This is a genomic window from Alkalibacillus flavidus (assembly GCF_040545925.1).
GTDB classification, from domain to species: Bacteria; Bacillota; Bacilli; order Bacillales; family Alkalibacillaceae; genus Alkalibacillus; species Alkalibacillus flavidus.
In genome coordinates this window covers 11,966-23,951 of record NZ_JBEPMX010000010.1, presented here as the reverse complement: position 1 = coordinate 23,951, position 11,986 = coordinate 11,966, and the positions used below count along the sequence as shown (strand labels likewise).

10 protein-coding genes are annotated in these 11,986 nt (G+C 40.7%); 4 read left to right on the top strand and 6 right to left on the bottom strand.

Going from position 1 to position 11,986, the window contains the following annotated elements; all coding sequences use genetic code 11:
- Positions 1–6: 6 nt before the first annotated feature.
- Together ABID56_RS09805 and ABID56_RS09800 are read right to left on the bottom strand one after the other, a co-directional pair.
- A complete protein-coding gene (locus tag ABID56_RS09805) occupies positions 7–291 on the bottom strand; it encodes a hypothetical protein (RefSeq protein ID WP_354220698.1) in 285 nt (94 codons plus the stop codon).
- Between the two features lie 111 nt (positions 292–402).
- Positions 403–1,548 carry a M20 family metallopeptidase gene (locus tag ABID56_RS09800; RefSeq protein ID WP_354220696.1) on the bottom strand — a complete coding sequence of 382 codons (1,146 nt, stop codon included), beginning with the start codon at positions 1,546–1,548 and terminating at the stop codon, positions 403–405.
- A gap of 141 nt (positions 1,549–1,689) precedes the next feature.
- On the opposite strand from ABID56_RS09800, the gene ABID56_RS09795 reads away from it, so the two are divergent.
- A complete protein-coding gene (locus tag ABID56_RS09795; protein ID WP_354220694.1) occupies positions 1,690–2,274 on the top strand; it encodes a sigma-70 family RNA polymerase sigma factor in 585 nt (194 codons plus the stop codon).
- Positions 2,258–3,673 carry a DUF3221 domain-containing protein gene (locus tag ABID56_RS09790; RefSeq protein ID WP_354220692.1) on the top strand — a complete coding sequence of 472 codons (1,416 nt, stop codon included), beginning with the start codon at positions 2,258–2,260 and terminating at the stop codon, positions 3,671–3,673. Before ABID56_RS09795 ends, ABID56_RS09790 begins: the two co-directional genes overlap by 17 nt.
- 414 nt (positions 3,674–4,087) lie before the next feature.
- Here ABID56_RS09790 and ABID56_RS09785 read toward each other — a convergent pair whose 3' ends face one another.
- Complete coding sequence (locus ABID56_RS09785; RefSeq protein WP_354220690.1) at positions 4,088–5,677, bottom strand: glutathione ABC transporter substrate-binding protein; 1,590 nt, start codon at positions 5,675–5,677, stop codon at positions 4,088–4,090.
- A gap of 394 nt (positions 5,678–6,071) precedes the next feature.
- Between ABID56_RS09785 and ABID56_RS09780 the strand changes: the two genes are divergently transcribed.
- Positions 6,072–7,802: an ABC transporter ATP-binding protein gene (locus ABID56_RS09780; protein WP_354220688.1), complete on the top strand. Its 1,731-nt coding sequence runs from the start codon at positions 6,072–6,074 to the stop codon at positions 7,800–7,802.
- The gene (locus ABID56_RS09775) at positions 7,792–9,627 is read left to right on the top strand and encodes an ABC transporter ATP-binding protein (protein WP_354220686.1); all 1,836 of its coding nucleotides are present in this window, start codon (positions 7,792–7,794) and stop codon (positions 9,625–9,627) included. Before ABID56_RS09780 ends, ABID56_RS09775 begins: the two co-directional genes overlap by 11 nt.
- Positions 9,628–9,686: 59 nt before the next feature.
- Here the strand turns inward: ABID56_RS09775 and ABID56_RS09770 are convergent, their stop codons facing one another.
- From ABID56_RS09770 to ABID56_RS09760, 3 genes are all read right to left on the bottom strand, one after another.
- Complete coding sequence (locus tag ABID56_RS09770) at positions 9,687–10,487, bottom strand: RsiV family protein (RefSeq protein ID WP_354220684.1); 801 nt, start codon at positions 10,485–10,487, stop codon at positions 9,687–9,689.
- A gap of 97 nt (positions 10,488–10,584) precedes the next feature.
- Positions 10,585–11,307, bottom strand: coding sequence for an amino acid ABC transporter ATP-binding protein (locus tag ABID56_RS09765; protein ID WP_354220681.1), 723 nt, complete (start codon positions 11,305–11,307; stop codon positions 10,585–10,587).
- Entirely contained in the window at positions 11,300–11,959 is a 660-nt protein-coding gene (locus tag ABID56_RS09760) for an amino acid ABC transporter permease (RefSeq protein ID WP_354220679.1), read from the bottom strand. The genes ABID56_RS09765 and ABID56_RS09760 overlap by 8 nt, the downstream gene beginning before the upstream one ends.
- Positions 11,960–11,986: the final 27 nt, after the last annotated feature.

Below are 11,986 nucleotides of genomic sequence, written 5' to 3'. Positions count from 1 at the left end.
CCTCCATTATTTTACTTCTACTTTGCGAAATTCCGTAATAAAATCTTTAGGATTGTCTTTAATTTGAAAGGTTCTAACGCCTTTGGTCGTGTGTAAATAAAAAAAGCCGTATTGATCAGACAGCATTTTGTATGACATGTCGAAGACGGTTTCAATCGCAAAGGTGTCTTCTTTCGTTTCGACTCGGTCTTGATATAACCGAAGATAATGAACGTCTTCGATGTTTTTTTGTTGAAAGTGTATATGATCGATTTCTCTTCGGAATGTCACATATGGATGCTCGCAAATCATAACTCGACTCCTTTATATTCATCATGTGTTTTATTATAGCATTGATTATAAGACGTGTCTTATTTGAAAAAACAACATCAGCCTTTGAAAAAGCTCAAAGACTGATGTTGTTTAAGATGACTGGCCGTATTCGCACAGGAGCATGGCGAGTAATGCGCTACGTTTTGGCATTTGTTCGATCACGACGTGTTCATGATGAGCGTGAGCCCCATCTCCTACAGCGCCTAAACCATCTAACGTCGGTGATAGAGCTGCCGTAAAGTTCGCATCACTTCCGCCACCTGTTGATTCTTCTTCTAAATCAATAGACAAGTACTGTTTGGCTAATGCTTGTGCTCGTTCGAATAGTACTTCGATCCCGTCCGTTTTCTCTAATGGGGGACGATATATCTCACCTTTAACGTCAACCCTCGTATCATCGTTTTCTGGTTGAATCGATTCAATTAAAGGCGCTACACGTTTCATCTCCTCTTCTGTCTGCACACGAACGTCAACGACGGCATGCGCTTCTTCAGCAATCACATTTTTAGACGAACCACCGTCAATCATACCGACATTGACCGTTGTGCCTTTATCTAAATCAGTCAAATTCGATAAATATGTGATCTGCTCGGCTAACTCTTCAATCGCACTCGCGCCTTTTTCTGGCTCAATCCCAGCGTGTGATGAGACACCATGAATCGTAATGTCATACGTCCCGACACCTTTACGCGCTGTTTTAAGTGCCCCGTGTTCACCTTGTGACGGTTCTAGTACGAAGACTGCATCGCTCTTCGCCGCTTCTGCTTCAATATACGGTTTCGACGTTGGACTCCCTAATTCTTCATCACTCGTCATGAGTAAGACGATTTTTTTATCAAACGATTGATTAATCGATTCGATTGCCTGCAGCGCAAATAATGCTTGTACAATTCCCGCTTTCATATCAAAAGTTCCAGGTCCGTATGCTTTACCATCTTCTATCTTAAACGGCATCTCCTCTAACGTACCTTCTGGCCACACGGTATCAAAATGAGTGACGATCAATAACTGGTCGTCACCTTCGCCCCATTCAGCTTTTAAGTGAGGAGAGTAGTCATCACTCGGCAGGCGTGTCACGGTGGCTCTCGTCATCTCTTGCACGGTCTTTTCTAAATAATCACCCATTTGTGCGGTTAATTCGGGTTGATTCGATGGCGATTCGATTAACACTAGTTCACGTAACAACACCACCATCTCTTCTTGTCTTGCTTGTAAATATTGAACAATATCATCCATGTTTTTGTTTTTCCTCCGTTAATAATCCCATTACCTTTATTATACACTGGATCACGTCAAAAGCGTTATAATTATTTTAAAAAGATGCAACCCAGTTGGTATTCTCGACGTCTTATTAGTAAAACAGAAAGGGGGCTGGTTATGTCGGTATCAGAGATAGCGGCTTTGGATAAAACATCACTCAATGAGCAAGACCGACTCGATATACTCGATTATTGCATGCAATACTATGGTTCCGATATTAAACGGGTCGTGCTTTCATACGTTCAAAATGAAGCAGACGCAGAAGACGTCACACAAGATGTTTTTATTACCGTCTACCAAAAAATCGACCAATTTAATCAGCAAGCACAATTACGAAGTTGGCTTTACAGGATTGCGATTAATAAAAGTAAAGACCATTTACGCTCATTTAAGCAGCGTCAACAGAGGATTCGCGATAAATTAATGCAATCGCCTGAAAAGGAATCAGTCGAAACACAAACACCTGAATCTATTTCAGTCGAAGCCGACGAAAACGAGATCTTATTACAACAGATTTATCAATTACCTGAGAAATACAAAGAAGTCATCGTTTTCTATTACTTCGAGCAATTATCGATTCTTGAAATTGCCCAAGTGTTAGAGATGAAGACGAATACGGTGAAAGCCCGTTTAAAACGCGGCCGAGACCGACTCAGAACCATTATCGAGTCAGGGGGTGAACAGCGTGGATCAAAAGCTTAAAGAACTGCGCGAAACGTACCAAAGTCAAACGTCTTTTACCGATGATGACCGACAACAAGTGCTATCTAAAATTAATGAACCGAAATCAAGTGAGAAACGTCCGTTATTTCCGTTTAAAGTGATTTTGCCATTAGCAGCGGTCTTGTTATTAGCGTTTACCATTGTCGTTAGCCAAATGGGAGGCGAAAGTGGTAACACAGCTAGTCCAGGTGAAGGTGAAGAAGATAACAATCAAGATGTGTCGTCTAATAATCAAGATGAACCGGATCTTAAAGGTTATGTCGTCGCAAAAGAAGATGGGCGCATTTTAGTGACAGGAACCGAACAAAACGAATACGATCAATTCCCAGCAACATGGTTCTCAGATGTCAAACAAAATGTTGAACTCGGAGATTATGTACACGTCGGATATTCTGCGCTACAAGAATCTTATCCTTCTCAAGGAAGCGCCGATCATTTAACTATTGTGACAGATGAAAGCGATACTAATGTGACGAAACAAGAAGCGATCGCTTCCGTCCTACGAACAGTGGACGATATTAATATTAAAGTTATCAGTCGCATCGAGCGTTCTAGTGAGGAAAATGATTGGATCATCGAACTTCGTGGCGCTGGCCAAAGTGACAATGTTCACAACTTCTCTATCGCCTTTGATGGCTCTAGCGTTAGCACAAACTACAACGGTAGCGACCTCTTACTAGGGGCGCAACAAGTTGAGCTAGATTTAGGTATTCACAATGTCATTGACGATGCATTCTCGTCACTGCATTACGAGGGATTCACCGAAAATGATGAAGCGATCACGATCAACTTGACGAATGAGTCTAACAGCGACATTGACCAAGAATCCTTAACGAGTCAACTTGAGGAAGTCGTCTTTAATTACGATCCGATTAATGAATTCACCGTTAACTTTGGAAATGGTAGCACGACGGTGACCCAATCACAAGAGACAAACGAAGGCAATGAAGGCAGTGGAGGCGTTCCAGAACCTGATATCGAATCTGTCATAGCTGATTATCATGATGGGATTGATAAAATGACCGAATCAGTCGAAGGTGAAAGCCACCGATTAGCCCATTATGATACGAAAGAAGAGATCGTCGAGGACCTTTCGTCAGTCATGTCAGAATCTCGTATCGACTATCTGTTTGACACGTTTATCGTTGAAGAAGATCTGACAAGTGATTCAACAGAAGGCTTGTATGTCCGTCCAACAGGTGGCGATACGAAGATCAATCCAGACAACGATTATCAAGTCGAACAATTTGAAACGAGCTATCACGTCACACAAGAAATTAACAACGAATATTCTGGTCACGTTAATGTCATTTACATCATCACTTACGATAATAACAACTGGATCTTAGACGATGTTCAATATGAACAGTTGGATTAAACTTAGAAGCTAAGACAAAACCCTATAAAATCAAAAACTTGAGTCAAAAACTAATAATGTAAAGTAAAACCCGGACGATTTAATTAAAAAATAAATCGTCCGGGTTTTCTACTTGAATGACGCTCCATCAAAACACTTCGCTTGGTTCTACGTGACATAAGCTCAACATCGGCTCTTCTGGCGCAATCGCCATGTTTCCTTTACCGGGGCACGGCTCGAGCCAGGCAACATCATCGAGTAAGCTACTCTGCAACTTGCACCGAGGAAGCAAGCTTCGAAGCACTACGAGAAGACGCAGGTGCATCTCTCGGGGTCTCGAGACGCGTGCTTTTCCCGTGACGACCAGGCGTCTACGTGTTTTGATTCCGCTTAATAACTGCTTTGCTAAAAATATTTTCAAATTTTTTTATAAGGTTATTCGATTTTCTTAACGTTTTTTAAATACGGGAAGCTGCTTGGATATTGGAAGAAACCTTCTATGTCTTCACTCAATCCGGCTAATAAAACAGAATGATATAATGGGACGATAGGTGATTCATCAATAATGATTTGCTGTGCTTCCTCGTATAATTCTAAACGTTCTTCTTCATCATTAGATTGTCTAGCTTTTTCTAATAATTGATCAACTTCTTCATTACTAAAGAATGAACGATTACCTGCTGATCCTGCGCTTTCAGAATGGAACATTGGGTATAATCCATAATCAGCATCTAAAGTTACAGTGCCCCAACTACCTACTAACATATCGTGCTCACCTTGTGCTGTTAAATCTAAATAAGCACCTATACCCAATTGTTCGATATTGAGTTCAATATTGAGTTCTTCTAATTCAGACTGAATATAAACTGCTGAATCAGCCGTCGTTTTATCATAGACATAAACATCTAGACTAAAGCCTTCCTCATAGCCTTCTTCTTCTAATATCTGTTGAGCCTGTTCTACATTATGATCAATTGACTCCAAATCTTCACTATATCCATTAACCGTCGGTGCTAATGGACCAATAGCTGGTAAAGGAACGCCACTCATCAAACCTTCTACTAAAGCTTCTTTATCAATTGCCATATTAATTGCTCTACGTACTTGACGATTATTTAAAGGCTCTTTCTCAACATTAAAACCTAAATAAGACATACTAGCACTTTCTGATTCTTTAACGCGACCTTCTTCTGACTCATTGATACTATTCACTTTATCGGTATTTACCGGATAAATAATATCAGCCTCATCAGTTAATAACTCTGAAACACGTGAGCTTTCTTCAGGAACTGCTTTGAAAATAATGCGTTTAAAGTTAGGGTTTTCTCCCCAGTAATCTTCGTTTTTAGTTAAAATCACATTTTCACCTGAATTATGTTCTTCTAACTCATAATAACCAGTTCCTACAGGATTTTCGTTAACAGCAGTTAGAGGATTTTCTCCATTCTCCATCCCCTCATAATCCGCTTCAATAGATTTCGGACTAATCATGTGACCACCAGGATGTGCTAAATGAGCTGGCAGTGCTGAAAATGGATATTGTGTATGAATCTGAACTGTATAATCATTGATGACTTCTACCTCTTCAATCATATCAAATAGGAAACTTAATGGTGCCCCTACATCTGGGTCTAAAACACGATCGAGGTTCATCTTGACCACTTCTGCATTAAATACTTCCCCGTCATGAAATGTGACATCTTCCCTTAACTTAAATTCCCAAGTCGTTTCATCTACTTGCTCATAACTTTTAGCTAAACTTGGTTCAAGCTCAAGATCTTGATTCATTTGGACTAATGTGTCATAAATATTTGTCATGACATATAACGAGATACCATCATTTGCTGCATGTGGATCGAGAGATGACGGCGTTGAATCTAGATCAACCACAAGTTCCTCATTATCATCAGATTCTTCAATTTGATTTCCTTCCCCTTCTCCTGATTCACCGCCTTCACTTGCACAAGCTACTAACACCACTAATAAGACCAATAGTAAAGATAATTTTCTCATGATGTTTAGCATTATAATCCCCCTTTAAATATTTGTTATTGTTTCAAAGTAATTTATGACATGATATAACATAGTGATTATATCTTTTAGGTTATCAATAATCAAACAAAATCCATCAATTTAATCAGTTTTTAAGAATTAAACATTTCATTTACATCGATGTACTTTCAAAGTGAAGTTTCCTAAACACAACACCCTCTATTCGAAACAGAGAAAGTCTAAATCAGAACAGCTGTGAAAACCATCTTTATAATCGAATTTTTATAAGACAAGCCTTGTTGGTGGCTTAGAATATTTTCTATCCCCCTCATTCATATCACTGTTATTCCGATTTTAGCCTGTGGTACGATAGAGTATATTTCGAAACGGTATATAAACGTGACGCAGCTATAGTGGAGGCCATCATATGAAATACATCCTATCGTACGTAAAACCGTATTACTTCCATATGATCATCGCGTGGAGTTTAATGTTAATTGAATTAACTGTCGAGCTATTATTGCCATTCTTCCTTGGTAAGATGATTGATAATGGCATTCTCGCGCAAGACTTGAGTGTCGTCATCTATTGGGGATTGATTATGATTGGACTCGCCATCTTATCTTTTGCCGCTGGTATTGGTAACTCTTTTTATTCATCACACGTTACCTACCAGTTTGGCTATGATATTCGTGGTCAGTTATTTCAAAAAGTCCAAGCGTTTTCTTTTAAAAATTTAAACGATCATCCGACATCGTCCTTAATCACCCGTTTCACCAATGACGTCAGACAAGTTCAAAGTGGTTTGTTTCTCGCGTTACGAATCATGTTTCGCGCTCCGCTCTTAGTCATTGGCGGGGTCACGATGTCCTTTATTGTCAATTGGCGCATAGCGATCGTCTTTTTAGTATCGATTCCTATTTTAATCCTTTTACTCGGACTCATCGTCAAATTCAGCAGCCGACTATTCACCCAAGTACAAGCCTATTTAGATCGAGTCAATCGCGTCATGCAAGAAAATTTAAGCGGCATACGCTTAATCAAAGCTTTTCTACGCCGTGATCACGAACAAAAGCGTTTCGTTCAAGCCAATACCAACTTAATGAACGAAACGAAAACAGCTTTGAGGGTAATTGAGACATCTTCCCCTGTACTATTACTCGTCATGAATATGAGTTTATTATTTATTTTATGGTTTGGTTACGGCGAAATTAACCAAAATAATGCTGAAGTCGGTGGCGTCGTCTCGATCATTAACTATGCGTTACGCGTATCGATGGCTATGAATATGTTCGGTTTTTTAACTCGGGCATTCGCACGGGCTAAAGCGTCGTCTGAACGTTTACGCGATGTCTTCATCACCGATATTGACTTATTAGAATCGCATGAAGCCGACGACAGTTTGCGCGTATCATCAGGAGACATTGCATTCGATAACGTCTCATTCAAATACCCTAACAACTCGACTTACGTTTTAGAAGACATTAACGTCGAGATTCAACCACAAGAACAAGTCGCGATCATTGGTGCGACAGGGTCGGGTAAATCGACGTTATTTCAGCTCATTCCTCGCTTATACGACGTTCAACAAGGTGCCGTTTATGTCGGAGGGCACGACGTTCGCGATTATACATTTGATCAGTTACGACAGTCGATTGGTTACGCCCCACAAGATCCGTTATTGTTCACAGGATCGATCAAAGACAATATCGCTTGGGGCAAAAACGGCGCTTCACAGAATGATATAGAACGTTCGGCAAAGGATGCTCAAATCCATAACACGATTAAATCACTTCAACATGGCTACGATACGACGATTGGCCAAAAAGGAGTCAACCTCTCAGGTGGACAAAAACAACGCATCTCAATTGCTCGCGCTCTCATTCGTGAGCCAAACATATTAATGCTGGATGATAGTACAAGTGCATTAGACTTAATAACAGAAGCAAATTTACTTGAAGCAATTAATCAATACGACTGTACGACGTTAATCGTCACGCAAAAAATCACAACAGCGATGAACGCCGATCGTATTCTTCTATTAGATGAAGGTAAATTACACGCCACAGGTACACATGACGAATTACTGAAACAATCAACTCTTTACCAACAAATCGTTGAGTCACAGTTTGGAAAGGAAGAGCATAATGAGTCTTAAACAAAAGCTATTAGAGCCTTTTCAATACGACAAAATTGATTTAAATGAAGCCAATCAACAATCAAAACACCAGAAACCCAAAGTACGTGATTGGAAGGGAACGATTAAGCGAATTTGGTTTTATTTGTGGCGTGAAAATTGGCTACTACTCACGGTGATGGTGCTTGTGTTATTTAGTGCCGCCTTTTCATTACTCGGCCCGTACTTAATCGGGAGAGGTGTCGATGATTTTATCGTGAATGAACAACAGGATGGTTTTAGTCAGTTCATTTTAACGTTACTCATTATATACATTGCATACTCGTTAACGATTTTCACGCAAAACTTTCTCATGATTGGCATTGCGCAAAATACCGTTTACCGTTTGCGTTCACAACTGTTCAATCAATTACACGAGCTGCCAATCGCATTTTTCGATAAACGACAGTTTGGAGAAATTATGAGTCGTGTAACCAACGACGTCGACAATGTCAGTAACACCTTAAACCAATCGTTTATTCAAATCGTCCAAAGTGTTCTGACGTTAGTTGGCACAGTGGGTGTGATGCTCTATTTAAGTCCACCACTAACACTCGTGACGGTTACGATCGTCCCGCTACTCGTTTTCGGCATTAAATGGATTACAAGCCGGACAAGACCATTATTCAAAATACAACAGCGACGTGTCGGTGACTTAAATGGCTATGTAGAAGAGACTCTGACAGGGCAACCTATTGTGAAGACTTTTTCTCAAGAACAGCGTGTTATTCGGGAATTCGAGGCAAAAAACGATGCCGTAATGCACTCGAGTTATTGGGCTTCTGTGTTTTCAGGTTTTATCCCGAAATTATTAAATATGCTCAACTCATTCAGCTTCGCCTTAATTGCCTTTGTCGGCAGTATCTTTGCTTTAAACGGAATGGTTACGGTGGGGACGATTGTGATATTTACAGAACTGGCCCGACAATTTACACGCCCACTTAATGAATTAGCCAATCAATTCAACCAACTATTAACAGCTGTCGCCGGAGCTGAGCGTGTGTTTGATATCATCGACGAAGAAAGTGAAGAGCGTGATGAAACAGACGCGATTGAAATCGAAGACCCAAATGGCGAGATCACATTTGACCATGTTCATTTTGCCTACGACGAAGATAAGAACGTTTTAGATAATGTATCATTCAACGTCCAAGCAGGTAGCATGGCTGCTCTGGTGGGCCATACGGGCGCTGGAAAGACAACGATTATTAACTTATTATCGCGATTTTACGACTATGACGAGGGTCAGATTTTACTTGATGGCGTCGATATTAAACATATCAAGCGGTCAAGCCTCCGCCAACACATGGGCTTTGTGTTACAAGATGCATTCTTATTTCGCGGGACGATTCGAGACAACATTCGTTACGGGCGGTTAGAGGCGACAGACGAAGAAGTCGTGGAAGCCGCAAAACAAGCAAACGCGCACGATTTTATTACGAAACTACCTAACGGATACGATACGATGCTCGACCAAGACGGTAGTGGCATTAGCCAAGGGCAAAAACAATTACTGACAATCGCGCGCGTGATCTTATCTGACCCGACCATTTTAATTTTAGACGAAGCGACGAGTAGTATTGATACCGTAACCGAAGTCAAAATCCAACAAGCGATGCGGGACTTGATGGAAGGCCGCACAAGCATTGTCATTGCGCACCGCCTCAACACCATTCGCAACGCCGATCACATTGTCATGTTTGAAAACGGCCACATTATCGAGCAAGGCACGCACGACGACCTGATTCAAGAAAACGGTCATTACGCCGACCTTTACGCCACCCAACTCGATAAACAAGCACAATAATTAACAACCAAAAAGGAAATGGGCGCAGATTTTATCAAGAGTCTGCACCCATGCCTATCTTACATATAAAAATCAAAACCCGCTTCATCGTCAATCTCTAACCGATCTAACCACTTTTCCTTAATCAATGACTCAAACTGTTGAATCGGGACGATCACTTCTGGCATCCCTGCTGCCCCACTCGCAACTTGATATGGATTAAAATGAAAAACAACCTGACCATCATCGATATACATATTCGTAAAGTGATAATCAGTCTGCGCTAACCATCCATCCAGCTCTGCTTCAAGCAAATAATCTTGATACTGCTCAGACGTTTTTAACTGCTTGTCGATCAAAGCAAACGCTTGATCTTTTGCTGCGTCAACATCACTAAATAACGTTTCCCGATCAAGCAGCTCACCTGCATCTAAATCAACCATCCATGACTTGACGCTTTGTTTGATCGTCGCACCACCTGTGTACGATTCTTCATGAAAACGAACGGCATATAACCCCTGCCCTGCTTCACCTAATTCTACGGTTAACTTCAAATCAGCTGGCACATCATCATCCAACCGTTTTCGCACATCAACGCCATGAAAAAATTGATTCATCACTTGCTCGACGTAATCACCAAAAAATTGATTTAGCGAATCAGATTGAAATACTGGTGTTTGAACATACAGTGTATAATCGCTCTCCTGTTTCGAAATCGTTCGCAGTTGGATATCAGGATACGTTGTATGATCCGTCTCACCATCTTCTAACACCGCATGAACAGACTGGCTCTCCTCATTATTCGGCGCAAATAAGACAAGACCAACGATATAGCTAATTGCTAAAGCTAACAAAAAATACCGAAACGGTTTCTGTTTCATCTGAATCATCCTTGTTTATCATTTACCTTTAGTTAGCCCGACAAGCATCATCCTTATACAAAAAACACACCGTTTAACCGATGTGTTTGAATCGTCATTATAAAACTTTATCTAAAAAGTGTTGTGCACGATCTGTTTTAGCTTGCTCGAAAAAGTCTTGTGGCGCTCCTTCTTCAACGATTTTCCCTTGGTCCATAAAGATAACACGATCCGCGACTTCTTTCGCGAAGCCCATCTCATGGGTCACAACAGCTAACGTCATACCCGAATGTGCTAAATCTTTAATGACATCAAGTACTTCTTTGACCATTTCTGGGTCCAAAGCTGATGTTGGCTCATCAAACAGCATTAATTCAGGTTCCATCGCTAAAGCCCTTGCAATCGCAACACGTTGTTTTTGACCACCAGACAAACTGTTCGGATAAGCATTCGTCTTATCGCTCAATCCAACGCGCGCCAATAAGTCTTTTGCTTTTTGCACTGCTTCTTGCTTCGGCATGCCTTTGACCGTCATCGGGGCATACGTCAAATTATCAAGCACCGTCATATGCGGGAACAAATGAAAGTGTTGAAACACCATGCCGATTTGTTCGCGGACTTTTAAAATATCCACTTTCGGGTTCGTAATGTCATCATCATTCACATACACATGACCATAACTCGGCTGTTCTAAAAGGTTTAAACAACGCAAAAAGGTCGATTTACCCGAACCAGACGGGCCAATAATCGTCACGACTTCACCACGTTCAATTGACGTATTAATATCAGTTAACACTTCCGTATCACCAAAACGTTTGTATAATTCTTCAACTTTAATCACTTGCTCTCATCCTTTTCTCGACATATTTACCAGCTATCGTCAAGACCATCACCATCATATAATACAATACCCCAACGAATAACAGCGGCTCAAAGTTACGGTAAATATCAGATGCGACGACTTGCGCACGACGCATTAAGTCGAGGTAACTGATAACCGATACAATAGCCGATTCCTTCGTTAACGTAATAAATTCGTTCATTAAAGCCGGCAAAATGTTTTTCATCGCTTGTGGCAAAATAATTTTAAGCATCGTCGGACGATACGGAATCCCTAATGCTTCCGCTGCTTCGCGTTGTCCTTTATCCACTGCTTGAATACCTGCACGGATAATCTCTGACACATATGCAGATGAATTCAAACCAAACGTTAAAATCGCTGATAAAAATGGCGAAATATCATACCCCGTTAACTGTGGAATCGCGAAATAAATTAATAATAACTGCAAAATCAATGGCGTACCACGGAAAATGGATGTATAGGCATCCGCTAATAATTTCAGCCATTTTACATCGCTAATTTTCACTAACGCGACTAACGACCCTAATATAAAACCAAATATAATCGATATAATAACAAACTGTAACGTGACCCATACTCCTTCTAACATAAAAGGAATATAAGGCACGATTTGGCTGAAGTCCAAATTCATGCCTTACTCACCCCTAACTCTCTCTTT

What these genes read in the sequence shown, in the direction of transcription:
- ABID56_RS09785 (WP_354220690.1), bottom strand. Translation starts at nt 5,677, where the DNA reads ATGCTAAACATCATGAGAAAATTATCTTTACTATTGGTCTTATTAGTG.
- ABID56_RS09760 (WP_354220679.1), bottom strand. Translation starts at nt 11,959, where the DNA reads ATGAATTTGGACTTCAGCCAAATCGTGCCTTATATTCCTTTTATGTTA.
- ABID56_RS09770 (WP_354220684.1), bottom strand. Translation starts at nt 10,487, where the DNA reads ATGAAACAGAAACCGTTTCGGTATTTTTTGTTAGCTTTAGCAATTAGC.
- ABID56_RS09780 (WP_354220688.1), top strand. Translation starts at nt 6,072, where the DNA reads ATGAAATACATCCTATCGTACGTAAAACCGTATTACTTCCATATGATC.
- ABID56_RS09795 (WP_354220694.1), top strand. Translation starts at nt 1,690, where the DNA reads ATGTCGGTATCAGAGATAGCGGCTTTGGATAAAACATCACTCAATGAG.
- ABID56_RS09800 (WP_354220696.1), bottom strand. Translation starts at nt 1,548, where the DNA reads ATGGATGATATTGTTCAATATTTACAAGCAAGACAAGAAGAGATGGTG.
- ABID56_RS09775 (WP_354220686.1), top strand. Translation starts at nt 7,792, where the DNA reads ATGAGTCTTAAACAAAAGCTATTAGAGCCTTTTCAATACGACAAAATT.
- ABID56_RS09805 (WP_354220698.1), bottom strand. Translation starts at nt 291, where the DNA reads ATGATTTGCGAGCATCCATATGTGACATTCCGAAGAGAAATCGATCAT.